Source organism: Amycolatopsis circi, from assembly GCF_003385235.1.
Taxonomy (GTDB): Bacteria; Actinomycetota; Actinomycetes; order Mycobacteriales; family Pseudonocardiaceae; genus Amycolatopsis; species Amycolatopsis circi.
Genome location: NZ_PQIA01000046.1, coordinates 35,225 through 58,059, shown reverse-complemented (window position 1 = coordinate 58,059; position 22,835 = coordinate 35,225). Strand labels below are relative to the sequence as shown.

Below are 22,835 nucleotides of genomic sequence, written 5' to 3'. Positions count from 1 at the left end.
GGCTGGGTGCCTCGATGGGTGGGTGCGCGGGTGCGGCTGGATGTGTGAAGGGCTCCTTGAGGGAAAGTGATTCCCTCAAGGAGCCCTTCACGTTGTTTTTTGTTACACGCCTGCGGTTTGCTTGATCCAGTCTCGGCTGTTGGCGACGCTGGCGTAGTTCTGGGTGCCGTGTTCGTCGCTGCCGGAGTTTTCGCCGGTCGAGCAGACGCCTACCTGGACGCCGTCGGCCAGCTGCGGGCCGCCGGAGTCGCCGTGCCACGAGGAACCGGTGACGCCCTTGCTGGCGATTGCCTTGCCGTTGAAGGCATCCGTGCTCTCGCCGGTCACCTGGACGTCCGCGGTCTTGAGCGTGTCCGACGGCGGGCTCTGGTCCTTGGTGCGGCCCCAGCCGTAGATCTGGTTGGTGGCGCCGTTGTCCGGGTCCTTGTCGGCCAGCTTCATGAACGTCGTGTCCACTGCGGACTTGAGGTGCAGCAAGGCGATGTCGCCGTTGGGCGAGGCCTTCTGCTCGTCGACCGCGGCTTCGGTGCCCTGGCCCAGAGCGACGTCGCCGACCTTGACGTGCATGCCGCCCTTGTTCAGGCAGTGCTGCGCGGTGAGCACCCACTGCGAGGCGATGATCGTGCCCGAGCATTCGAAGCCGCCGTAATCGGTGACGTCGTCCCAGAACACCTGGGCGCCCCACGGGGCCGACTTCACGGTGCCGCCGCCGATGATGTGCGTGTCGGCACTCGCGGGGACAACTGCCCCCACTCCGAACGCCATCGCAGCCCCTGCGACCACGGCCGCCGCTTTCGCGTAACGCATGGAAAATCCCTCCGCCTCGGTGGTGATTTCCCGACCGTAGGCGGCAAGTGGAAATCCGGTAACCTACGGAAGTCGGTCTTCGATCCACGTTTCGCGGAGCGTGCCGTCCGGGTCAAGTCGCTGGTGGAGGGCCTCGGCTTGCTCCGGACGGGTGAGCGCGGCGACGGCGGCTTCCTGCTGAAGATGCAGTGCGTGCACGGCGACGCGGAGTTTGCGGATCCGGCTGCGGGTGCGGAGCCGGGCTCGCCATGGGTGCCACAGGACGGCGAGCAGGAGTCTGGTTGTCTCGGCGCGGTAAGTCTGGGCGGCTTGGGTAAGTTGCTCGGAGTTGGCGTCCGGGATTCCGCCGAGTCGTCGGTCGACGGTTGCTGCTACGGCGCTTTCCAGGACGCGTTCGTGCGCGCCGGCGGCGAAATCGGCTACGCGGCGGGGGATTCCGGCGACCAGCACCGCGGTGAGCAGCTCGGACAGAGCTTCGCGGAGGGCGCGGTGTGCGTCCGTCCCGTCTTCGAGGACGGCGACGATGCCGAGTGCGTTGGCGACGGATTTCCGGCCGGTCAAGGTGTTCGGGGGCAAACCGACCCGGATTTCGAGCACACCGCCGGAGATCGCGCGAGTCGCTTCGAGCCGCCGGTAGACCTCGGCGCGAAGCTGGCGGCGCTCCTGGACCTTGGTGAAGTAGTTCGTCAGCGCGGCGCCGACGACGCCTCCGCCGGTGGTGTAGGCCAGTTCGACCAGGCCGGGCATCAGGGCTCCCTCGCTCGTGGACTGCATATGCTGGCAGCAGTGGAGATACCAGGGAGCAGGATGCATACGGTGACGTTCGGCGCGGCGCGCGGGGATCGTTTGGTGATCGCGGTGCGCGGGCGAATGCATCCCGGCGCGGACGATTTCTGGGACGGGAACTGGCTGGTCAGCCCAATCGAGATCGTCTCTGGCGGGTTTACCGCGCGGCTGGACGCTGGGTTGCGGGCCAATGAATTGCAAGGCTTTCGGCAGGAGTTGGCTGCCTGCACGGTGTCTGGCGGCAGCGCGCGGCTGACGTCCCTGGAGGACTGGCTGGACCTGACCGTGACCGTCGAGGGCGGCCGCGTCGAGGCGGAGGGCGTCGCGGTCGCTGATCACTCGAGCGGGAACCGGTTGTTGTTCCGTCTCGAGGGGATCGAGTATGCGCAGGTGGCGGAGGTTGTGGCTGGGCTGACTGCGATCGAGGGGGCTTATCCCGTTCTCGGGCTTCCCGGCGAAGTCCCGGGAGTATGAGCATCGTGGACTTTAACAACCGGATCGCCGACGCTGTTCTTGCCGGGCCACATCGCTTTGCCGACAAATGGCTTGCGGTGGACGAGAAATCCGTCGCTCCGATCGCCGCTCCGTCCGGAGTGGACGACGCGGTCCTGGACCGGCTGCGAACGGGAGCGCGGTTCGTCGGCGCGACGGAGGTGCTGCGCTGCGGTCTCGAACCGGGGACGCTTACGGAACGGCTGGCGGTGGACTCCGAGCTGACGAGCGGTGGTTCAGTGCTGTTCGTCGTGCCCGATCTGTCTGGCGCGGTTCTCGCTAGCGGCGGGGGATATGTGCTGGTGGCGGGCACCCGGTTGTTTCTCTCCGGTGCTGTGCTCGGCGGTGTGGACGGCGCTCGGGCTCGGTTCGGGCGGACGGTGCCGCGGTTGGCTGAGCGGTTTCCCGAACTGCCTGGTGTCGCAGCCGAGTACCCGCCGGTGGAACACGCCTGGGCGAAGCGGAGCGAGGTGCCTGCCGAATCCGGAGTGGGGCGGCAGGTGGCTGCGATGGAGTCGTTCGTTCGCGGGGAAGTGACCGGGTCGGAGTTCGCGAGGACTTGGTATGCGGCTCGGATGCTGTCCCTGGAACGGAACGAGCGGCTGCGGGGCCCGCTCGGGCGGGTGCTGAACCACCTTTTCTTCGTGCTGGAGGACTATCCGATCGATCCCACACTGCGCGACCCGGGCGATACGACGGACGAGGAACTACTCGCCGAGGTGCGCGCGGCCCTGCATCGGCTCGCGTGATGGCATACGAGATTCGGTTGTACTGCCGGACTGGCGGGCTCAGTGCTGCAGCCGGATTCGAAGCGTTGACTGCTGCGCTTCCCGTCGAAGATCGGTGTGACGGCGACGGGTGGGTGTCTGCTGATGTTGGTTGCGAGGGTGATCGCGGAGGCGGGGTCGGACCCGGCCGCTGCGGCTGATGCGGTTGTGACGCTGACGCTCAGCGGCGAGGTCGCGTGGTCGGCGGTAACGGCGGTGTGGCGTGCGACGAAGTCGTTGTGGGACGTGGTTCCGCACCACGACGGCCCCGCCCCGTATGGTTTTTCGATTCGCTCGTCAGCTCGGCGACCGCATCGGTCCATCCGGCATCTCCGGAGTTGGGGCTGAGCGCGGAACTGGCTCGCGACCTGTCCGCGTGGCAGGACGAATGGGACGCCACGCCAACCCGGCGCCCGCCTTCCCCTCGGAGGAAGCCGGGCGGCGTTTCGGCGAGCGGGGCTGGGAACTTGTCCGGCGGGTCCGCAGCGAAGTGCCCGCGGACTGGGACGTCTCCTACCTGAGCAATCTGACCCACCGAGAGGTCTTCCTCGACTGAATCCGCTCAGTCCTCCACCGGCTTGGTCCACGCCACCTGCACCAGTTCCGTCCCGTGCCGTCGCGACACCAGCGTCCCCCGGCCAGCAGGCTGCGGCGAAGGCTTCACGTCGCCCACCAGCGCGCCCTCTTCCTTACCGCCCGACATGACCAGGCCCGGCGAGCCCAGTTCCCGTACTCGCTGGATCACCGCCTCGTACAGACCCCGTCCGGCACCGCCGGAGGAGCGGGCCAGGATCAGGTGCAGGCCGATATCCCTTGCCTGCGGGAGGAATTCCAGCAAGGGCAGCACGGGGTTCCGGCCCGCGGTGGCGACCAGTTCGTAGTCGTCGATCACCACGTACAGGTCCGGGCCCCGCCACCAGGAGCGGTTGCGCAGTTGGTCGGGCGTGACGTCCGGGCCGGGGAGCCGGTTGCGCATCGCGGTCGCGCATTGGTTGACCAAGTCCGTCAACGTGTTCTCCGCACCGGCATAACCGAGCAGGTGCGGTTGGTCCACCACGCCCAGCAGGCCGCGCCGGTAGTCGCCGACCAGGATCAGGGCTTCGTCGGGGGTGTGCGTTTGGCAGATGCCGGTGACGAGGGCGCGCAGCAACGAACTCTTGCCCGATTCGACGTCGCCGAACGCCAGGAAGTGCGGGTCCGTCCGGAAGTCCAGGTGGACGGGGCGCAGGGTGGATTCGGCCAGGCCCAAGGTGATCCGGCCGTGCGGGGCGGCGGGGAGCGAGTCCAGCGGGACTTCTGGTGGGAGCAGGCGGACTTGGGGCGCGCGCGGACCGGTCCAGGCGGCGGAGACTCGGCGGACCAGGTCTAGGCCGCCGGCACCGACGGTTTCTGGGCGTTGGTCCGAGTCGATACGCGGGAGGGCTGCGAGGAAGTGCAGTTTGTCCGCGGTCAGGCCGCGTCCGGGGCGGTCGGCGGGGACGTTTTGAGCCACCTTGCGGTCGATCGACGAATCCGCTGGGTCGCCCAGACGCAGTTCGAAGCGGGTGCTGATGGCGTCGCGGAGTTGCGCGCGGGCGCCGATCCACTGGTTCAGCGAGACCAGGACGTGGATGCCGAAGCCCAGACCACGTTGGGCCAGCGCGGTGATCTGTTCTTCGAGCTTCTCGTACTCCGAGCGGATCGTGGTCCAGTTGTCCACGAACAGGAACACGTCGCCGAACTCGCGGTCGTCGCTGCTTTCGGTGAATTCGCCGCGGCGGCCGCGGAAGGCGGCCATCGACTCGATCCCGTGGGCGGCGAAGAATTCTTCCCGTTGTTCCAGCAAAGTGACCAGTTCCGCGACGACCCGGCGGCAGCGTTGCGGGTCGCGGCGGGTGGCGTAACCCGAGACGTGCGGGAGACCGGCGATCGGGGCCAGCGCGCCGCCGCCCATGTCGAGGATGAAGAACTGCACCTCAACGGGGGTGTGGGTGAGCGCGAGCATCGCGGCGATGTCCTTCATCAATGTCGACTTGCCGCTTTGCGGTGCGCCGACGATGACCGCGTTGCCCGCCGCGCCGGAGAAATCTGCCCACTGCATGTCGCGACGCTGTTCGAAAGGCTTGTCCACCAAGGCGACCGGGATGGTCAGCTTGCCGTTGCCGCCCCAGCCGAGAGGACACAAGCCGCGGCGCGGGTCTTCGCCGATCGGGGGCAGCAGCTGGTCCAAAGTGGGCGGTTCGGCCAGCGGCGGCAGCCAGATCTGGTGTGCGTCCGGGCCGCGTCCTTCCAAACGGGACAGCATCGCGCCGATGATCGTTTCCCCGGTGCCCTTTGTGGGCGCCTCGGCGGCGGGTTGTTCGGCGACTGGTACTTCAACCGGTCCCAGGGTGAATGGCAGGACGCCCAGTTGTTGTCCGTCTGAGCGCACGATCCGGCTGCGTGGCGGGAGTTCGCCGGACACGTATGCGGCCTTCAGTCGGATCAGGGTGTCGTTGTCGGACTTCAGATACGCAGAACCGGGCACCGGCGGCAGTTGGTACGCGTCCGCGACACCCAGCACCGCGCGGCTTTCCGCGGCGGAGAACGTCCGCAGGCCGATCCGGTACGACAGGTGCGAGTCGAGCCCGCGCAACCGGCCTTCCTCAAGACGCTGCGACGCCAGAAGCAGGTGAATCCCCAGGGAACGGCCGAGCCGTCCGATCGCGACGAACAGGTCGATGAACTCTGGCCGCGAGGACAGCAGCTCGGAGAACTCGTCGATGATCACCAGCAGCGACGGCAACGGTTTCAGCGGCGTACCCTCCGCGCGCGCCTTTTCGTAGTCGCGCACCGACGCGTAATTGCCGGATGAGTGGAGAAGTTCCTGCCGCCGCAGCAATTCGCCGTTCAACGCGTCCGCCATGCGGTCGACGAGCGCAAGGTCGTCGGACAGGTTCGTGATCACCGCGCAGGTGTGCGGCAGGTTCGTCATGCCGGCGAACGTCGCGCCGCCCTTGAAGTCGATCAGCGCCAGGTTCAGCTTTTCCGACGAATGCGTGACGGCCAGCGCGGTGACCAGCGTGCGCAGCAGTTCGCTCTTGCCGGAGCCGGTCGCGCCGATCACCAAGCCGTGCGGACCCATGCCGCCCTCGGCGGATTCCTTGAGGTCCAGGTCGACCGGGCGGCCGTCGGGGTTCACGCCCAACGGAATCCGCAGCCGGTCGCGCGCGGCGCGCGGGGCCCAGGTGACGGTCGGGTCGGTGTCGCGCGGGTCGCCGATGCCGAGCAGCCCGGCCAGCCCGAACGTCGAGGACATCGGTTGTTCGCTGACCACCGCGCCGCCGTGGTGCAGCGGCGTCAGCATCCGGGCCAGCGCTTCGGCGGCGCCGTGGTCGAGCCGGTCCGGCATGCCGAGGAAGCCGAGCCGCGCTTCGGTGCCGTCGAGCACCACCATGCCGAGCTGGTCGGGCGAGATGTGCAGGCTCAGCAATCGGTCGGTCGACGTCGCGCGCGGCTGGTCGCCGCTGACTTCCAGCACCGTCACGCCCAGCCGGCCTTCTTCGGCCAGCAGCCGCGGTTCGCCGTGGGAGTCGCCGCCGTCGACGACGAGCACGAGGTGCGGCAGATCCACGGACGCACCACGACGCGAGAACGCCGGACGGTCGCCCAGATCCGGGCCGAGCAACCGCGCCAGTTCCGCGGCGTTGTCGGCGAACAGCCGCCGCGGGCCGGTCGCGTCGGCGAGCACCGGCGCGGTGGCGTGCGGCAGCCACTTCGCCCAATCCCAGTCGTGCGAACGGTCCGGGGCGACGCAGAACGCCACGCGCAGGTCGGTCGGGGAGTGGAAAGTGACCAGCTGCGCCAGCACCGCGCGCGTCATCCCGAGCACGTCGAACCGGCGGCCGGACAGCGTCGCGGCCGCGTACGAGCGCAGCGAAACCGAAACCGGCAGTCCCTCGACGGTCGAGAAAGTCTGGATGAAGTGCTTGAGGTTGGTGGAGGAAACCGGGTCCAGCTCTTCCAGCGGCGCGATCTGCGGCGCGCGCAACGGTGTCGCGAGCGGCTGCGGACCGGTGGCCGCGCGCACCATCCCGAAGGAGCGGTCGCCCCGGCGGCGGTCCCAGTGCTGGTCGGTTTCGACGTACGCCCACAGGTCCGCCGGATCCGGCTGCTGCGCGATCAGCGTGGCGCGCTGGGAGTCGGCGACCGCGCGCACGCGCGTGCGCAGGCCGGCGAGGTACCGCTGGTAGTCGCGGCGCTCCTCGTTGATCTGCGCCTTCTTCGCCATGCCGCCGCGGCCGAGCGACATCACGATCATGCCGCCCATCGCGGTGACGAACAGCGCGCCGAAGATCCAGGTCATCACCCCGCCGTCGCGTCCGATGTAGACGAACGACATCGCGCCCATGCCGAGCATCATCGGCAGGAACATCATGAGCTGCATCACGCCGCCGGAACCGCTCTTGGGCAGCATCGGCGGCGACTGCAGCATGATCTCCCCAGGCTGCTCGCCGAGCAGGCCAAGGCGGTCGCGGGGGGAACTCATGCCCCGTATTTTGGCCGCCCGTTGTCCGGTCGCGGTGGGTACTTTTGCCGTCCGCTCGCCCGGCGGCGCGAACCTACGCTCTGCGCGGACGCCCCGCACCGGTGCGTCGACCGCAGGAGACCGGGAGGGTGAGCCATGGGCACGACCGGCGAGTACCGGGCCGAGCCGGAGGCCATGCGCTCCACCGTCGGCAACGTGGGCGGCATCATCGCCCACGGCATCAACGCCGTCGCAGACCTGGAAAAGCTCGTCCTGCAGCCGACGACGTTCGCCAGTTTCGGCAGCGTCGTCGCGGCGGCGAACGAGGCGCTGCACTCGCAACAGGTGACCGCGGTGCGTTCGCTGCTGCAGCTGCTGCAGGAAATCAACGGCCTGGTCAAGCACAGCGCGGACGCTTACCAAAGTGCCGACGAAGCGGTTTCCGACGGCTACGGCGGCGGCCATGCTGGGTCGTCTGGGTCTTCTGGGTCGCCGCTGACGTCGATCTGGGGAGCCCCGCACGCCGCGCACCTGGCCGAGGCGGCGATCACCGACAGCACCGGCGCGCACGGCGAACCGTCCTCGGTCGGCAACGTGCTGCGCTACCTCGGCGACGCGGACCTGGGCAGGCTCGCCGACCATCCGCTGACCGACGCCCGCTTCCACGGCGTCGCGGACTTCAACGACTGGCTGGCCGGCGATGCCGACAACCAGGCGCGCGTCGGCCTGATCGAGGTTTATTCGGGCACCGCGCGCACCTTCGGCGACGTGCCCGGCGGCGTGCACAGCGGCGACGTCGTCGTCGTGGAGCCGCTGCTGCTGCCCGACCACCACCCGGTGATCGGCGTCGCCGGGGACGGCGGCGCCCTCTACAACCACGGCCCTGTCGATCCGGGCCTCGGCGGACTGGCCAAGGTCAGCGTGTACCGGCCCGCCTCCGTCTGACCCCGATCCCCCGACCAAGTGAGGTCCGAAGCCGATGTTCTTCCCGAACTCCAGCGCGATGGACGCCACCGCGACCAGCGGCGGCCCGATCACCGTGCTGCCGCAGATCGTCACCGGCCAGCCCGAGCAGATCGCCAAGCACGTCCTCGACCTGCTGCACAAGGCCGCCGAGCTGACCTCGCTCTACACCGAGCTGAGCAAGGCCGCCGACCAGCTCGGCAAGGTCTGGTCCGGCGGGGCGTCGGAATCGGCGCTGCAGAAGATCTCCCATTCGCTCGAGCAGCTCACCAAGATCATCAACGTGATCGAGAAGGGCGCTGAGCTGCTCGGCGTCTCGGGCACGCTGGTGAAGGCGGCGCAGGAGGCGTACCGGTCGGTGGTCGCGGCGGTGAACCCGACTGTCGCGTCGCTGATGTCGAACTGGTGGACCTACGGGGCTGCAGTAGCGCTTTCCACCGCCACCAGCGCCACGCTGCGCGGATTCATCACCGCGGTCGGCGGTCTGCTGAAGGCGCTCGGCGCGGGCGACCTCGCGAACCAGATCAGCCAGGTCGCGACGATCATCGGCGACCTCGAGAAGCTGTTCCACCACGGTGCTTCCGACGCCAACGGCGCGGCGGGCAACGCGGCGGTCTCCGGCACTCCGGTCACCGCGCCGCAGATGCCCGCGCCGGTCGCGAGCGCGTCCGGGCAGGCGGCCATCGGCGGCAGCGGCGGGGGAGCGCCCGGCGGCAACCCGTCGTTCACGAACTACACGCCGCCCGCGTTGTCCAACGGCAGCTGGCCTTCGGGAAGCGGAACCGGCACTGGCACTGGGACCTGGCCGTCCGGCGGAGGTGCCGGAACTGGGGCCAATCCCGGGAACAGCTGGATCCCCGTGGATCCCGCCCCGGCTCCGTCCCCCGCGCCTTCGGTGCCGGGACAGTCGACGGGCGCGCACGAGGTCGTGATCCACACCGACCTCAACACCGGCCAGTCGACGGTCGAAGCGCCGGCCGGGCAGGACGTGGACATCGATGTCGACGTCACTTACCAGGGCAAGCACTTCCAGCAGCACGTCGACATCGACGCGAAGGGCGCGTAACCGGTGGCCGTGGACGCGTCCGGAGTCGTCAGCTCGGTGCTGTCGAATTACCGGCAGGTGCTGGTCGAATACCAGCGCCGGGTCACGGGCGACCCGGCGGCGCTCGAGGCGGCCGCGAACCGCTGTGGCACCAACGCGTCCACGATTACCGGCAAGGCCACCGAAATCGCGGACGCTGCCACGGCTTTGCACGCTGACTGGGACGGTGCTGCGTACACCGCGTACGCGACAGCAGCATCCGATGTCGCGCACGCGTTGACCGAAGACGGCACGAAACTGGCAGACCAGAGCAAGCGGTTGTCGATGGCCGGACAGCTGCTGCGGTGGGCGCGCTCCGGGGTCGACTCGGTTCTCTCGCAGTTCGATCAGTACGGGGCGCAGCTCACCAATCAAGCGCGGTCGGCGGATCCGAACGCGGTGGGCGCTTTTATCGCCGCCGCAAGGGATTTGGGCGAGCAGGCAGTCGCGGCGGCCGGGCAGGTCGCCGACGAGCTGTCGGACGCGTTGGCGGAGCTGTTCCCCGCGCCGTGGGCCGGGCCGATGAGCAAGCCGGGCAAGCTGGGCAAACGGACCTACGGCCCGCTCTCCTGGGTCAACGGCGACACGCTCGACGGACGGAAGCGACCTCGTTCGGCACCGTCGTGGTTCGGCAACTCCGGCTGGAAGAAGCTGACCTGGAACGGCTTGGAAGGCACTCGCGCGCCGAAGAAGGCCGACACTCCGTTCGGGCAGCCGAAACAGAAGAGCGAGATTGCCCGCGCCACCGAGATCACCTACTACAAGACGGCGCACGAGCAAGACGGCTTCATTCCGGAGTATGACGGGAAAATCTCCTCGCAGGGCTGGGATGCGAAGGCTTCCGGCCATGCGGAACTGGGATTCCGCGAGGACATCGGGACCAGCGGCAGCTACGGCGTCGCGCACGGCAGCGCTCGCGGTTCCGCGTTCGCTGGCGGCGAGGTGAGTGCGTCGGGGCAGCTGGGGTTGCACGGACTTGGCGTGCACGCCAACGCTTTCGCGGGCGGCAAGCTGGAGGGCCAGGTCGCCGCGGATGTCGCGGGGGTCGGCGTCGGCGCGAGCGGGAGTGTCCAATATGGAATCGGTGCACAGCTCGACGGCCAATTTGTCTATGACAACGGGCATCTGAAGATGAACTTCAAGGCCGGTGCCGCGCTAGGACTCGGCGCTGGTCTTGGCGCGAAGATCGACATCGACCTGCCGAAGGTCGGCGCGGCGGTCAGCGAATACGGCGGCGCGGCGGTCGACGCGGTCGGCCACACGGCGAGCCAGGCGGCGGACGCCCTGGGCGGGGCTTGGGACGACGCGGTGCAGTATGCGGGTTCGTGGTGAGCGCCATGGCGGATCTGGTGACGCTTCCGCTGGGCTTCGACGTCCCCGAGGGCTGGACGCCGGTGCCGCCGATCTCGCCCGGCCTGGTTTTCGTCGCGGTGCACCCGAAACCGCTCGCGGACTTCACGCCGAACATCACGCTCGGCATCCAGCAGCGGCAGGATTCCTTGCCGATGAAGGACATCGCCGACGAGGCCGTCGAACGGCTCGGCCGGACGATGGCGCTGCTGGACGTCCTCGACCGCCAAGAGGTTGGCAGCCCCGATGCGCCCGGCTGCACCCAGACGGTGCGGATGCGCACCGGCGAAGGCCAGGACCTGCTGCAGATCCAGGTGTTCCTGACCGTGCCCGGTCCGGCCGGGCGGGTCGTGCTGGAGCTGGTCTGCACCGCCGATCCGCAGGACGCGCGCACGCTCGTCCCCGACTTCCGGAAGTTCGTCGCCAGCGTGCACGTCCGCCGGGAAACCCCGCAGGAGAAGGAGAACGACGGTGACTGAACCGTATGCCGTGCCGGACATGGACGATCTGCTCGCGCAGGTCCGCAAGCAGACCGAAGAGGTCCAGCGGATCCAGCGCACGGTCGAGGCGATGGAGGTCAAGGCGGCTTCGCGGCAGAACGAGGTGACCGTGACGCTGCGCGGCGACGGCCGGTTCACCTCGGTCGACATCGACCAGCGCGCGATCCGCGAGTACGACGCGCGCACGCTGTCGGAGATCGTCCTCGAAGCGGTGAACGCGGGCCTGCAGAAGCTTGCCGAGGCGAGCAGCGCGAAGTTCGCCCCGGTGATCGAGGCGTCCAGGTCCCAGCTGTGAGCGCGCCGGCCGTCGCCGGGTCGACCCGGCGCGTCACGATCGTCACCCCGCGCGCCAGGGTGGACGTCGCGCTGCCGCAGCAGAGCACGTTCGCCGAACTGGTGCCGCAGCTGGTCCGGCTCGCCGGGGCGGCCGGGCAGGCGTCGGCCGAGCATCCGGGCTGGGTGCTGTCGCGGCTCGGCGGCGCGCCGCTCGCGCTCGGGCTCACCGTGGCCGCCGCGCAGGTGCGCGACGGCGAGGTGCTGCACCTGACCCCGCGTGAACGTCCGCGGGGTCCGCTGCTGTTCGACGACGTGGTCGATTCGATCGCGAGCGTCGGCGAATCCGCGTCGACCGCGTGGGGGCCGAAGATCGCGCGGCGGGCCGGGATCACGGCAGCCGCGGTGCTGTTGTTCGCGGGCGGGCTGCTGATCCAGGCCTCGCTGGCGGGCAGCGTGCTCGCGCCGATCGGCACCGGGCTGCTCGCGATCGTGCTGCTGCTCGGCGGCGGCGCGCTGAGCCGGGCGTACGGCGATTCGGGCGCGGGTGCGGCCGGTGCGCTGGCCGGGGTCGGCGTGGCGTTCCTGGCCGGAATGTCTTTGCTGCCACCGCATTCGATGTTCTCGCTCGCCGCCGGACCGCTTGCCGCCGGTCTGGCCGCGGTGACTGTTTACGGTGTGCTGGCCGCGGTTTCAGTGTCCGACCGGCTGCCATTCTTCGTCGCGGTCGTTGGTGCGGCTGGGATCGGCGCGATCGCGACCGGCGTCGTGTTGCTGACTGGCGCGAAGCCGGTCGCCGCCGCGGCTGTCGCGGCAGTATTGGCGACGGCGTTGGCGGCTGTCGCGCCGATGCTCGCGCTGCGCCTGGGCCGGATGCCGCTCCCGCGCGTGCCGGACGACATGGAATCCTTCCGGGCCAACGAACAACCGTCGCTCGGCGTGGAAATGGCCGGCCGGACGACGCACGCGCAGGCGTTGCTCACCAGCCTGCTGGTCGCGCTCGGGCTGGCGGTGATCGGTTCGTCGATCGTGCTTGCCACCGGCGGCCCGTGGGAAGCCGGGCTGGCCGCGCTTCTCGGGACGGCGTGGATCCAGCGTTCGCGTTCGTACGCGGGCCGCACGCAACGGCTGGTGCTGGTCGGCTTCGGCCTCGCCGCGTTGCTGACCGCGGGTTTCTGGCTGATCGCGGACAACCAGCGGATCGCGCTGCTCGCGGTCGGGCTGGTGCTGGTGGTGGCCGCGGTGGTGTCGCTGTTCTACGCGACGCGGGTCGCGCGCGGGGTGCGGTCGCCGTATTGGTCGCGGTTGCTGGACATCTCGGAATTCCTGGTGCTGCTGTCGCTGGTGCCGTTCGTGGCGTTGATCGCCGGGGTGTACGAGGCGGTCAGCGGCTGAGCGGACTGGCGGCTTTCAGCGTGCGCAGGACTGGCGCGGTTTCACACGAGCGGATGCCGGGCAGCGCGCCGAGCCGGTGGGTGAGGTAGCGGTGCAGCGCTGGGGGATCGGCGCAGAGCGCGTGCGCGAGGAGATTTGTCGGCCCGGTGGTCGCGGCTACGACGGCTAGTTCGCGATGGGCGGCGAGTTCGGTGGCGACGGCGTCGAGATCGGCGGGGGCCACGGCCATCCACAGCAGGGCTTGGGTGGTCGCGCCGAAGAGCCGGGCGTCGATTTCCACGTCGAAATAAAGGGTTTCCGCTGCGCGCAGGTCGGCGATCCGGCGCGCGACGGTCGCGGCGGACCAGCCGGTGACGGTCGCCAGTTCGGTCTGCCCGAGGCGGCCGTCTCGCTGCAGCGCGGTGAGCAGGGGTTCGTCGGCGGGAGTTGCGTCGATGTGGGTGGGGCTCGTTTCTGGCTCCAGTTGGCGGCGTTGGTCGTCAGTCAGGACCTCGGCGCGGCCCAGCCAGGCGGTGGGGCCGCCGTGGTACAGGTGCAGCAGCTGGTGCGCGGAGACGGCCGTGATGCCGGTCGTGCGCGGGATGTCGTGCAGCAGCAGACCGTGCTCGGGCGTGGAGTCGTTGGCAGCGTTGACGATCACACAGATTTCGGTACCGCCTCCGGCCAGCTTGACCCAGGTCGTGTCGGTGCGCCGGACGAGCGCGTCGGCGACCCGCTGCGCGACTGCCGGGACGACGGTGAGCCGCACGAGCCATTGCGTCTGTCCGGCGCGATGCGGTGCGGCCAGCCCGACGACGCGCAGCCCGGCTTCGGCGCGCAGCCGTCGGTAGCGGCGTGCGACGGTCTGCGTCGAGACGCCCAGGACGGTGCCGATCCGCGCGAACGGGGCGCGGCCGTCGATCTGGAGCGCGTGGACGAGGGCATGGTCGAGATCGTCGAGCATGGCTTGATTCTGCACCAAGATGTCCTGAGTGGAAGATTTCTGTTCATTTTCGACAGTGGCTGGAATCCGGTGGAGAAGCTGCGCAGCCTGGCCGCATGCCGAACGATTCACGCCGCTGGGCCGCGCTCGCGGTCCTCCTCGTCGCGGAAGCGATGAACCTTCTCGACACCACCATCGTCCAAGTCGCCGCCCCCGCGGTGCACGCCGAACTCGGCGGCGCACCCAGCACGATCTCCTTCTACACCGCCGGTTACACGCTGCCCTTCGCGCTCTTGCTGATCACCGGCGGACGCCTCGGCGACATCCTCGGGCGACGCCGTACGTTCCAGTTCGGCGTGGCCGGTTTCGTGCTCGCCTCAGCTTTGTGCGCGGCCGCGGCTACGCCAGGGTTCTTGCTCGTTTTCCGTGCGCTGCAAGGGGCTTCGGCCGCCTTGGTGATCCCGCAGACGATCGGGCTGATCCGCGTCCTGTTCGACGGCGCGGCCCGGGCGCGGGCGCTCGGCATGATCGGCCCGGTGATGGGACTGGCCGCGGTGAGCGGACCCGTCCTCGGCGGACTGCTGACCGACGCCTGGTCGTGGCGGTCGGTGTTCCTGGTGAACGTCCCGCTAGGACTCGCCGTGCTCGCCGCGTCCGGGCTGCTCGCCGAAGACCGGTCCGCCGCCCGGCCGCGGCTCGACCTGCTCGGGACCGGTCTGGTCGTCCTGGGTGCCGGGCTCGTGGTCTACCCGCTGCTTACCCACTGGAACGGCTATCTCGTCGCTGCAGGAATGGTCGTGCTCGGTATTTTCGCTCTACAACAACGATTCCGGGGCAACCTGGTCGAGCGCAGCCTGTTCCGCGGTCTGGGCTTCCCTGCCGGGCTGGTGACATCGGTGCTGTTCTTCGCCGTGATGACCGGCCTGACCCAAGTCGTCGTCTTGTTCCGGCAACTGACCCAGCACGCCGACGCCCGGACGGCAGGACTCTCGTTGCTGCCGTGGTCCTGCGGCCTGGCCGTATCGTCCTTTGTGGCCGGACGCTGGCTCGTCCCATGCTTCGGAACCCGGATTCTCTTTGCTGGCACGGGATTCCTGGCCGTTGGCATCGCCGGGGTCGCGCTGGGCTGCCCGCTGCTGCCCTCGCTGGCGGTCGCGGGAACGGGGACCGGGCTGTTCACCGTGCCGTTCTTCACCGCTGCGCTGGCACTCGTCCGCCCCGCGGAGACGGGTTCGGCGGCGGGCCTGCTGAACGCGGTGCAGCAACTCGGCGGAACCGTCGGAGTCGCTGTGCTGACCACGGTCTTCCTCGCGTCCGATCTGACCGTCGCGTGCTGGACGGCCGTCGGCTTGACCGTCGCGGCCGGGCTGACGGCGATCGGGCTCACTCGCGGAACGCGCGCCGATAGTCTGTCGGAGCCGTCCCGAGCCGGAGGGTGAAATGGCGGCGGAGGTTGGCCGCCGAGCCGAGGCCGCTGCGTTCGCCGATGAGGCCGATCGGCAGGTCGGTGGATTCCAGCAGCCTGCGGGCGTGCAGAACGCGCTGGTCGAGCAGCCATTGCAACGGCGTCGTCCCGGTGGCCTCGTGGAACCGGCGGACGAACGTGCGCGGGCTGACTCCGGCTTGCCGGGCCAGTTGCTCGACGGTCAGCGGCTGGTCGAGGTGCCGCGTCGCCCAGTGCAGCACCGGACCGAGCCCGGCGTCGTCGGTCTCGGGAACGGTGGCGGAGACGTACTGCGCCTGCCCGCCGCCGCGATGGGCGGGAAGCACCATCCGACGGGCGACCTCGTTGGCGACGTGCGCGCCGAGGTCGCTGCGCACGACGTGCAGGCAGAGGTCGATTCCCGCGCTGCGTCCGGCGCTGGTGAGCACCTGCCCGTCGTCCACGTAGAGCACCGACGCGTCCACCTGGACCTGCGGATGAAGCATGGCGAGCGTGGCGGCGTACATCCAATGCGTCGCCGCGCGCCGACCGTCCAGCAGCCCCGCCGCCGCGAGCGCGAAGGCACCGGTGCACAGCGAAACGATCCGCGCACCCGCGTCCGCGGCCTCCTGGATGGCCTTGACGAGGTTCGCCGGGACGGGCTGTCCAGTTTGGACACACGCATACGGCAACGCGGGCACCAGCACGGTGTCAGCGTCCTTGAGCGCGTCGAGACCGTGACTGGCGTGGTGCCGGAAGCCGAACTCCGTGCGGGTTTCCGGCTTCGCCGCGCAGAACCGCAGCTCGTACCAGGGGTCGGCGAGGTCGGTCCGGGACGGCCCGAACACCTCCGCCGCGATGGCCAGTTCGAACAGCGGCATGTCGTCGACCAGCGCGACCGCGACGGTTCGCATGGGTTCGAGGATACGGCAGGAATTTTGCGGAAGGAGTCAGTCCTGCCACTCGTCCTGGCTTCGGCGCGGTGGCAGATTCGCTGCCGTGACCGTCGTGGAACTTCGCCAGTACACCCTCCGGCCCGGGCGACGGGACGTCCTGATCGAGCTGTTCGACCGGGAGCTGGTGGAACCGCAGGAAGCCGCGGGCTGCACGGTCGTCGGCCAATTCCGCGACGAGGACGACCCGGACCGGTTCGTGTGGTTCCGCTCCTTCCCGGACCTGGCTGCCCGGCACGCCGCGCTGACCGCGTTCTACCTCGAAGGTGAGGCTTGGCGGAAGCATCGCGAGGCCGCCAACGCCACCATGCTCGACAGCGACAACGTCCTGCTGCTCCGCCCCGAAGTCGACTTCCCGCCGTCGCCCCGGACGCTCGAAGCTGCGTCGTCGCGAGTCCTGGTGCTCATCGGCCCGCCTTCCACCTACTTCCTTGAACCGTTCGCTTCCTTCGTCACCGAGCCCGCGGAGAACACCTTCCGCGCGCTGCCGGTGCGGGAAGGGGAGAACGTCCGGGTAGGAGTCTGGGTTTTCCCTGATCTTGCGGCCCGGCAGGCTTTCGAACGCGAGCTGGCTATGCCCGACGTGCAGCGGCTCCGCTTGGCTCCGACGTCGCGTTCTGCGCTGCGCTGATCCGCTGGGCGACCAGCTGGTCGAGACGCTGCCAAGCCGGGCTGTCGAGATGCCCGGTGAGAAGCTCGACGACCTGGCGGGGGACCTTCTGGAAGTCCGGCAGATCAGACGGCAACGTCATTCGCTCCGCGAGCGCCGCTGCGGTGTCGGCGATCGCTTCGAGCCTGGGGTCGTCGGGATTCCACTCGATCGCCTCGTCATAGCCGCGCAGGACGGCGATGTACTCCGGATCGTCCAGCAGCGCGGTGCGTCCCGGGAGGATGGCGCGAGTGATGTCCGGGGCGAGTGCGTAGGCGAGGATCCAGCCGTCGCGGATCGCGCGCTCGTGGCGTTCGGACAGCCCGACCGGCCTTAGCCGCTCCATGAACGCGATGGCCTCGGGCGACAGACACAGCCGGTCAGGCCGATCGAGATCCCGCAACCGGACGCGACGTTGTTGAAGCTGCCGGATCCGGTCGCGCAACTCGGCGTCGATCTGCTCAAGCGCGGTCTCGTCGGCGTTCAGCACCTGGGGGATGCGCGCCAGCGGGACGCCCGCCTGGGCGAGCGTGACGATGCGGGCCAGGTCGATCACCGCCTGCGCGTCGTAACGGCGGTACCCGGACGCGTCGCGCTCGGGCTCGGGAAGCAGCCCTTTGGCGTGGTAGACGCGGACGGCCTTGGCCGAGATCCCGGCTTGGCGGGCGAGCTGGCCGATGGTGAGCATGTCTCCAGTATCGCGCTTGACCTTGTCCCAGGGGCAAGGTTGGAAGCTGGCGGCATGGCTGATTACGACACCCTGCGCGCGCTCGCCGACGAGGGGAACGAGACCGCACTGGACCGCCTCGCCGACCTCGCGGACGGCCGCGGAGACCTGACCCAACTGTCGGATCTGCTGGACGAGGGCAGCGAACACGCCGGTCGGCTGCTGACCCGGCGCGCGGTGGAGAACCGCGATCTGCGGGAGTTGCAACGGCTTTCGGACGCGGGGAGCAGCGAGGCGGATACGGAACTAGAGCGGCTCCTTCGCGCTGATTAACTCGGCTTGCCAGGTCCGTGAGGGGAACCCTGAGGGACTCTGATTCCCTCAGGGTTCCCCTCACGGACCTGGCTGTCTCAGGTGAGCGCGAGAGGCAAAGTCCTCCGCACCGCCGCCCCGTGCCCGCCATGCAACGGAACCACCGAAACCCCCTGCGGCACCGGCACTTCCGCGGCCCGGGCCCCTACCCGGATGGTCAACTCGAGCTTCTCCCGCCCACCCGGCGTCCGCCGCAGCGTCGCGGAAGTAGCGGTAAACGCCGCCCCCGGCACCGCCACGCCCAACGTCCGGGCGAGGCCCCGCGAAGACCGCGGTGAGTAGCACGTCTGCGTGAGCCCGCCCCACTTCCACGCGCGCCACAAGTCCCCGTCGGACTCCGGGTCGCCCGTCGAAACACCGAGCGCCACCCGAAGCTCGTTGGTCAGCTCGCCAGCCTCCAGCACCGTCGACGGATACCCGGCCTCCGCCAACGCCACCATCAAGCTCAACGCCGCACTCGCCGTGCTCCGCAACGCGCCCAGCTCACCGCCGCCTCGGGCGAGGGCGGCGATCGGCGCGTCTTCCGGCCGGTAGCGCACCGCGAGCCAGCGCACCCGGTACACCCGCGAATCCCTTGGCACCGCCCACGTCAGCAGCTGCACGGCGGCCAGCGGGATGTCCGGGTTCTGGAACGTCGTGCGGAGGATCGTCAGCAATTCGTCGGTCGATGGCTCCCCGGCGCCAGGCGTGAGGCGGACGATCGCGCTCCAGTCGCCGTCGACCTCGGCGACGCCGAATCGGTTGCCCGCGCGGTCCACGTGCTGGCGGACCTTCACCGGACCGGCGATGCGCAGGAGCGCGTCCGGACTGTCGCGGCGGCTGTCGTGGCGACGCAGGCGATGCGCGAGCCACGTCCACGCCCAGCCGGCGAAATGCCGTCCGGCGACCCGCACCGACGTCGTCACCACCAGCAGTCCGGCCAGCGCGGCGACGGTGATCCGCACCGGCTGGGCCAGGCCGGGCACGGTGAACGCGAGCAGCAGCGCCAGAGCGGCGATCTCCCACCCGGCTGCCTGCAGCGGGCGGATCGGCAGCAGCCACGGCCACGGCGCGGTGCCCGAAATCCCGGCGGTCCCGGGAGCGCGGACAGGAGCCGGGGCAGGCGGCGCGGACACGGACAACGCATTCCCCTCTTCCCCGGGCAGCGACCCGGCCCCGCGAACGCTAGCGTTCCCGCGCGGGCGCGTGGGCGTAAAAATTACCCTCGTAAGCCCTCCCGGAACTGTCTAGCCTGCGCGAGAAGCGGATGTGATCTCCAGGGGGCCGGGACAGCGTGTGGACGCAGCGGGACCAGATCCAGGCGTACCAATTCCTGCGCCGCCGTCTCGTGTCCGCGCTCGTCGCCGCGGACGCCAACCATCCGGTGTCGCCCAGCCGCCGCCTCGTGCTCGGCACGGTGCTCGGCGTCGGCGCGGCCCTGCTCGCGACCGCGGTGTTCGGGGTGATCGGCCTGGTCAGCCCGTCCGGCGGGAAGGACTGGCTGGCCGGCGGCAAAGTGATCGTGGAAGAGGGCAGCGGGGCGAGATTCGTGCTCGGCGCGGACGGCGCGGTGCACCCGGTGCTCAACTACGCGTCCGCGCGGCTGCTGGCCGGCGGCAACGGCCATGAGACCGTCACGGTGCCCGCCGAGAAGCTCGGCACAGCACCGCGCGGCACGCAGATCGGGATCGTCGGCGCGCCGGATTCCTTGCCCAGCACGCTGATCACCACGCCGTGGACCAGTTGCAGCCGCACCACCCAGGACGCTCCCGCCTCGGCGGAACCGCTCGTCGCCGTGCTGCTGGAAGCGGCCCCGTCCGGGGTCGAGCTGCCGCGCGATTCGGGCGTGATCGTCCGCGTTCCGCAGAGCGGCCGGTTCCTGCTCGCGGGCGGCCACCGGTACCGGCTGAGCGACGAAGCCGCGGCGGCTCTGCAATTCGACAGCTACCCGACGATCACCGTGTCCGCCCGCTGGATCGACACCGTGCCCGCCGGACGCGACCTCGGTGAGATACCAGTCGACGGTGCTGGAAACCGCGGCCCGCGCGTCGGGACGCAGGAGACGCGCGTCGGCCAGGTGCTGTCGGTCGTCGACCCGATGGCCGGGCCCGCCAATGCTTCGACGTATTACCTCGTCCGTCCGGACGGACTCGAACCCGTCGGCCAGACCGAAGCCGCCTTGCTCGTTACGACCCCGGGCAACGAATCGGCGTACTCGGGCCGTCCGGAACCGGTGCGGGTTCGCGCCGCGGACGTCGCCGCGGTGAAGAAGGTGAGCGAATCCCGCTCTGGCGGAGCGGATCCGGCGGCGTATCCGGACCGGATCCCCGGGAAAGCGCCGATCACCGGCAGTGCGGTGACGCTGTGCGCGCAGAACAGCCGCGTGACGGTCTCGGCGGATCTGCCAGTCCCGTCCGGTGCTCGCGCACTGCCGGTGCAGAGCCGGACGGACGCTCGGGTCGCCGATGTCGTGTACGTCCCGCCATCGCGCGGCGCGGTCGTGACAGACCCCGGCTCCGGCACCATTTATCTCGTCACGGACACAGGCCGAAAATATCCGGTGGCGAACGGGACGGCGCTCGCGTCGCTGGGCTACGGTTCTGGTTCCGGGCATCCGATCGCGGGCGGGCTTCTCGCGCTGATGCCGACCGGTCCCGCGCTCAGTCCCGACGTGGCCGGGCAGCCTGCGGGAACGGGGTGAGCGAGCCGGTGACCACGACAGCGCAGCGGACCAGCGACGTAGGAGACCCGGAGCCGGAACCGCCGGAATCCTTGGCGCCCGGCAACGTCCAGGTCGCCGTCATCGAAGACCACCCCCTCTACCGCCGTTCGGTGGAACGCGTCCTCATCGAGGCCCCGGACGTCGAACTGGGCGCGGTGGTCGACTCGGTCGCCCGCTTCCACGTCGCGCGCCAGCCGGCCGGGAGCGTGGTTCTCCTCGACCTCGGCCTGCCTGGCGTCGCCGGTGCGGCTGCCGTGCTCGAAGTGGCCGAGCTGGGCCATCACGTGCTGGTCGTGTCCGCACAAGCCGAACCGGAGACGGTGCTCGCCGCGATCGCCGCCGGTGCCAAGGGATTCCTGTCGAAGGACGTCGACGTCGACGAACTGCTGATCGCCATCCGCGCGGTCGCGGGCGGCGGCGCGTATGTGTCGGCTGTCGTCGCCGGAATGATCATCAAGGACAACACCGACCGCCCGGTCACCCGGCCGGAAATGGAGCTGTCGCCGCGAGAAGTGCAGGTGCTGCGGCTCGTCGCCGCGGGGGAACGGGACGTCGACATCGCGCGGATCCTCGACATCGGCGTCCGCACCGTGCGCGGCTACCTCGACCGGATCCGCGACAAGACCGGCGAACGGCGGCGCCCCGGCCTGGTGAAGGAAGCGATCCGCCGCGGGCTGGTGGGGAAGGAAACACTGAGGTGAAAGCCGACGAGGGGCGGCGCCGGAGCGGACCCATCCAGGTCGGGGTGATCGAAGACCACCCGCTGTACCGCGATGCGGTCGCGCGCGTGCTGAACGAGGCCCCGGACATCGAACTGGTCGCGGTAGCCGACTCCGTGGCGCGGTTCGCGGTGCAGGACCAGCCGCCCGGCAGCGTGGTCGTGCTCGACCTGAAACTGCGCGGCGTCCAGGACGCGGCCGCGGTGCTCGAGGTGGGGCAGATGGGGCACAAGGTGCTCGTGGTGTCCGCGCACGCAGAACAGCCCGAGGTCCTCGGCGCGATGCAGGCCGGAGCCAAGGGCTTCCTGTCGAAGGATGTCGACGGGGACGAGTTGCTGCGCGCGATCCGCACGATCGCGGAGGACAACGCGTACGTCTCGCCGACGCTGGCCGGGATGATCATCCAGGACAGCGACGAACGGCACGCGGGACCGAAGATAGTGCTGTCGGAGCGGGAAAAGCAGGTCCTGCGCCTGGTGGCGGCGGGAGAGCGGGACGTCGACGTCGCGGAGATCCTGGACATCAGCGTGCGGACGGTGCGGTCGTACCTGGACCGGATCCGTGACAAAACGGGGGAGCGGCGCCGGGCCGGTTTCGTGCGAGTGGCGATCCGGGAAGGCTTGCTGCGCTAGGGAGTCGTGAGTGCTTATGCCGGTTCTAACCGGCATAAGCACTCACGAGAGCCGCCGGTTCGCCAACGCCCCAGTAGCCGTCCGAGCCTTCCCAGCCACCTCCGGCTCGACATCCACCACCAGCATCTCCGCCCCGGCCCCCGCCTGCTCCGCCACTCGCCCGAAGCCGTCCGCCACCAGCGAGTACCCGATCCCGGTCGGTGCCTTCGGATTGACCTCCACCCCGGTCGCCGAAGGATCAGCCTGCCCGCAAGCAGCCACCCAGCACCCGGAGTCCAGGGCCCGCGCCCGCACCAGCACCTCCCACTGCTCCCGCTTCCCAGCCCCCGCACCCCACGAAGCCGGGACCGCCACCACGTCCGCCCCGTCGTCGGCCAACCGCCGGAACAGCTCCGGGAACCGCAGGTCATAGCAGGTAGCGACCCCGAACACGGTCCCCTCCGCGGAGAACGTCACGACCTCCGACCCCGGCGCGACAGTGTCCGATTCGGCGAACCCGAACGCGTCGTACAGGTGGATCTTGTCGTACCCGAGATGCTGCCCCAGCCCGGTGACCAGCAGCGTGTTCCGCACCCGGCCGTTGTCCGCGGGCGTGAACATCCCCGCGATCACCAGCACGTCGTGCTCCGAAGCGATCGAAGCCACCGCCGACGCCCACGGGCCGTCCAGTTGCTGCGCGACCGGGGCGAGCGGGCGGCCGAAGCGGGCCATCGTCGCCTCCGGGAACACCGCCACCCGGGCGCCGGCGGCCGCCGCGGCCTCCACGCCGGAGCGAACCGGTTTCAGGTTTTCTTCCGGGTCGTCGCCCGAGTTGAGCTGGCACAACGCGATCCGGGGCACACGAGCCTCCCTGGTCCGGGGACAGCGGGTCGACACCGAGTATCCCTGCCGGGC

General features: G+C 69.8%; 23 protein-coding genes. 15 read left to right on the top strand and 8 right to left on the bottom strand.

From position 1 onward, the window contains the following. Nucleotides 1-102: 102 nt before the first annotated feature. Both D0D37_RS21040 and D0D37_RS21035 read right to left on the bottom strand, forming a co-directional pair. Nucleotides 103-807, bottom strand: a complete 705-nt coding sequence (locus D0D37_RS21040) for a S1 family peptidase (protein ID WP_116202268.1) — start codon at nt 805-807, stop codon at nt 103-105. A 63-nt stretch (nt 808-870) separates the two neighbouring features. Further along, the gene (locus D0D37_RS21035; RefSeq protein WP_208720065.1) at nt 871-1,554 is read right to left on the bottom strand and encodes a hypothetical protein; all 684 of its coding nucleotides are present in this window, start codon (nt 1,552-1,554) and stop codon (nt 871-873) included. A gap of 60 nt (nt 1,555-1,614) precedes the next feature. Between D0D37_RS21035 and D0D37_RS21030 the strand changes: the two genes are divergently transcribed. The 3 genes from D0D37_RS21030 (at nt 1,615) to D0D37_RS46715 (ending at nt 3,408) form a co-directional block, all read left to right on the top strand. Beyond that, nucleotides 1,615-2,067 (top strand): WapI family immunity protein, encoded by a 453-nt coding sequence (locus D0D37_RS21030; RefSeq protein ID WP_116202267.1) that lies wholly within the window; start codon nt 1,615-1,617, stop codon nt 2,065-2,067. Between the two features lie 5 nt (nt 2,068-2,072). Next, a complete protein-coding gene (locus D0D37_RS21025; RefSeq protein ID WP_162834360.1) occupies nt 2,073-2,834 on the top strand; it encodes a hypothetical protein in 762 nt (253 codons plus the stop codon). A 406-nt stretch (nt 2,835-3,240) separates the two neighbouring features. Next, nucleotides 3,241-3,408 carry a hypothetical protein gene (locus D0D37_RS46715; RefSeq protein WP_162834359.1) on the top strand — a complete coding sequence of 56 codons (168 nt, stop codon included), beginning with the start codon at nt 3,241-3,243 and terminating at the stop codon, nt 3,406-3,408. A 6-nt stretch (nt 3,409-3,414) separates the two neighbouring features. On the opposite strand, the gene eccCa is transcribed toward D0D37_RS46715, so the two are convergent. Further along, on the bottom strand, nt 3,415-7,359 hold the full coding sequence (eccCa, locus tag D0D37_RS21020; RefSeq protein WP_116202265.1) for a type VII secretion protein EccCa: 3,945 nt from the start codon (nt 7,357-7,359) through the stop codon (nt 3,415-3,417). A gap of 135 nt (nt 7,360-7,494) precedes the next feature. Between eccCa and D0D37_RS21015 the strand changes: the two genes are divergently transcribed. Genes D0D37_RS21015 through eccD form a run of 6 tightly spaced genes read left to right on the top strand, consistent with a single transcriptional unit; the run spans nt 7,495 to nt 12,903 of the window. Further along, nucleotides 7,495-8,283: a WXG100 family type VII secretion target gene (locus D0D37_RS21015; protein WP_116202264.1), complete on the top strand. Its 789-nt coding sequence runs from the start codon at nt 7,495-7,497 to the stop codon at nt 8,281-8,283. A gap of 34 nt (nt 8,284-8,317) precedes the next feature. Continuing rightward, a complete protein-coding gene (locus D0D37_RS21010) occupies nt 8,318-9,367 on the top strand; it encodes a WXG100 family type VII secretion target (RefSeq protein ID WP_116202263.1) in 1,050 nt (349 codons plus the stop codon). A 3-nt stretch (nt 9,368-9,370) separates the two neighbouring features. Then, entirely contained in the window at nt 9,371-10,717 is a 1,347-nt protein-coding gene (locus D0D37_RS21005) for a WXG100 family type VII secretion target (protein WP_116202262.1), read from the top strand. Nucleotides 10,718-10,722: 5 nt separating this feature from the next. Next, nucleotides 10,723-11,214 (top strand): hypothetical protein, encoded by a 492-nt coding sequence (locus tag D0D37_RS21000; RefSeq protein WP_116202261.1) that lies wholly within the window; start codon nt 10,723-10,725, stop codon nt 11,212-11,214. Then, complete coding sequence (locus D0D37_RS20995) at nt 11,207-11,530, top strand: YbaB/EbfC family nucleoid-associated protein (RefSeq protein ID WP_116202260.1); 324 nt, start codon at nt 11,207-11,209, stop codon at nt 11,528-11,530. The genes D0D37_RS21000 and D0D37_RS20995 overlap by 8 nt, the downstream gene beginning before the upstream one ends. Then, complete coding sequence (gene eccD / locus D0D37_RS20990) at nt 11,527-12,903, top strand: type VII secretion integral membrane protein EccD (protein ID WP_116202259.1); 1,377 nt, start codon at nt 11,527-11,529, stop codon at nt 12,901-12,903. Before D0D37_RS20995 ends, eccD begins: the two co-directional genes overlap by 4 nt. Here eccD and D0D37_RS20985 read toward each other — a convergent pair. Next, complete coding sequence (locus D0D37_RS20985) at nt 12,893-13,846, bottom strand: Lrp/AsnC family transcriptional regulator (protein WP_116202258.1); 954 nt, start codon at nt 13,844-13,846, stop codon at nt 12,893-12,895. The two genes, eccD and D0D37_RS20985, sit on opposite strands and share 11 nt — an antisense overlap. A gap of 95 nt (nt 13,847-13,941) precedes the next feature. On the opposite strand from D0D37_RS20985, the gene D0D37_RS20980 reads away from it, so the two are divergent. After that, on the top strand, nt 13,942-15,264 hold the full coding sequence (locus D0D37_RS20980) for an MFS transporter (RefSeq protein ID WP_116202257.1): 1,323 nt from the start codon (nt 13,942-13,944) through the stop codon (nt 15,262-15,264). On the opposite strand, the gene D0D37_RS20975 is transcribed toward D0D37_RS20980, so the two are convergent. Next, complete coding sequence (locus D0D37_RS20975; protein ID WP_116202256.1) at nt 15,209-16,162, bottom strand: helix-turn-helix domain-containing protein; 954 nt, start codon at nt 16,160-16,162, stop codon at nt 15,209-15,211. The genes D0D37_RS20980 and D0D37_RS20975 overlap by 56 nt on opposite strands. Nucleotides 16,163-16,247: 85 nt before the next feature. Here D0D37_RS20975 and D0D37_RS20970 point away from each other — a divergent pair, with 85 nt between their 5' ends. After that, nucleotides 16,248-16,832, top strand: coding sequence for an NIPSNAP family protein (locus tag D0D37_RS20970; RefSeq protein WP_244223596.1), 585 nt, complete (start codon nt 16,248-16,250; stop codon nt 16,830-16,832). On the opposite strand, the gene D0D37_RS20965 is transcribed toward D0D37_RS20970, so the two are convergent. Beyond that, entirely contained in the window at nt 16,774-17,538 is a 765-nt protein-coding gene (locus tag D0D37_RS20965) for a MerR family transcriptional regulator (RefSeq protein ID WP_116202255.1), read from the bottom strand. The two genes, D0D37_RS20970 and D0D37_RS20965, sit on opposite strands and share 59 nt — an antisense overlap. A 54-nt stretch (nt 17,539-17,592) precedes the next feature. Between D0D37_RS20965 and D0D37_RS20960 the strand changes: the two genes are divergently transcribed. After that, a complete protein-coding gene (locus D0D37_RS20960; RefSeq protein ID WP_116202254.1) occupies nt 17,593-17,850 on the top strand; it encodes a hypothetical protein in 258 nt (85 codons plus the stop codon). Between the two features lie 77 nt (nt 17,851-17,927). Here D0D37_RS20960 and D0D37_RS20955 read toward each other — a convergent pair whose 3' ends face one another. After that, nucleotides 17,928-19,010, bottom strand: coding sequence for a type VII secretion protein EccE (locus D0D37_RS20955; RefSeq protein WP_116202253.1), 1,083 nt, complete (start codon nt 19,008-19,010; stop codon nt 17,928-17,930). Between the two features lie 152 nt (nt 19,011-19,162). Between D0D37_RS20955 and eccB the strand changes: the two genes are divergently transcribed. The 3 genes from eccB to D0D37_RS20940 all read left to right on the top strand — a co-directional run bounded on the left by eccB (nt 19,163) and on the right by D0D37_RS20940 (nt 21,941). Further along, a complete protein-coding gene (eccB, locus tag D0D37_RS20950) occupies nt 19,163-20,569 on the top strand; it encodes a type VII secretion protein EccB (protein ID WP_116202252.1) in 1,407 nt (468 codons plus the stop codon). A gap of 71 nt (nt 20,570-20,640) precedes the next feature. Continuing rightward, nucleotides 20,641-21,291 (top strand): response regulator transcription factor, encoded by a 651-nt coding sequence (locus tag D0D37_RS20945; protein ID WP_116202273.1) that lies wholly within the window; start codon nt 20,641-20,643, stop codon nt 21,289-21,291. Next, the gene (locus tag D0D37_RS20940) at nt 21,288-21,941 is read left to right on the top strand and encodes a response regulator (RefSeq protein ID WP_116202251.1); all 654 of its coding nucleotides are present in this window, start codon (nt 21,288-21,290) and stop codon (nt 21,939-21,941) included. Before D0D37_RS20945 ends, D0D37_RS20940 begins: the two co-directional genes overlap by 4 nt. A gap of 42 nt (nt 21,942-21,983) precedes the next feature. Here the strand turns inward: D0D37_RS20940 and D0D37_RS20935 are convergent, their stop codons facing one another. Then, nucleotides 21,984-22,781 (bottom strand): carbon-nitrogen hydrolase family protein, encoded by a 798-nt coding sequence (locus D0D37_RS20935; RefSeq protein WP_116202250.1) that lies wholly within the window; start codon nt 22,779-22,781, stop codon nt 21,984-21,986. Nucleotides 22,782-22,835 lie beyond the last annotated feature (54 nt).

Excerpts from the sequence above, each read along its gene's own strand:
- D0D37_RS21040 (WP_116202268.1), bottom strand. The coding sequence starts at position 807 with ATGCGTTACGCGAAAGCGGCGGCCGTGGTCGCAGGGGCTGCGATGGCG.
- D0D37_RS21035 (WP_208720065.1), bottom strand. The coding sequence starts at position 1,554 with ATGCCCGGCCTGGTCGAACTGGCCTACACCACCGGCGGAGGCGTCGTC.
- D0D37_RS21030 (WP_116202267.1), top strand. The coding sequence starts at position 1,615 with ATGCATACGGTGACGTTCGGCGCGGCGCGCGGGGATCGTTTGGTGATC.
- D0D37_RS46715 (WP_162834359.1), top strand. The coding sequence starts at position 3,241 with ATGGGACGCCACGCCAACCCGGCGCCCGCCTTCCCCTCGGAGGAAGCC.
- eccCa (WP_116202265.1), bottom strand. The coding sequence starts at position 7,359 with ATGAGTTCCCCCCGCGACCGCCTTGGCCTGCTCGGCGAGCAGCCTGGG.
- D0D37_RS21015 (WP_116202264.1), top strand. The coding sequence starts at position 7,495 with ATGGGCACGACCGGCGAGTACCGGGCCGAGCCGGAGGCCATGCGCTCC.
- D0D37_RS21010 (WP_116202263.1), top strand. The coding sequence starts at position 8,318 with ATGTTCTTCCCGAACTCCAGCGCGATGGACGCCACCGCGACCAGCGGC.
- D0D37_RS21000 (WP_116202261.1), top strand. The coding sequence starts at position 10,723 with ATGGCGGATCTGGTGACGCTTCCGCTGGGCTTCGACGTCCCCGAGGGC.
- D0D37_RS20985 (WP_116202258.1), bottom strand. The coding sequence starts at position 13,846 with ATGCTCGACGATCTCGACCATGCCCTCGTCCACGCGCTCCAGATCGAC.
- D0D37_RS20980 (WP_116202257.1), top strand. The coding sequence starts at position 13,942 with ATGCCGAACGATTCACGCCGCTGGGCCGCGCTCGCGGTCCTCCTCGTC.
- D0D37_RS20975 (WP_116202256.1), bottom strand. The coding sequence starts at position 16,162 with ATGCGAACCGTCGCGGTCGCGCTGGTCGACGACATGCCGCTGTTCGAA.
- D0D37_RS20965 (WP_116202255.1), bottom strand. The coding sequence starts at position 17,538 with ATGCTCACCATCGGCCAGCTCGCCCGCCAAGCCGGGATCTCGGCCAAG.
- D0D37_RS20960 (WP_116202254.1), top strand. The coding sequence starts at position 17,593 with ATGGCTGATTACGACACCCTGCGCGCGCTCGCCGACGAGGGGAACGAG.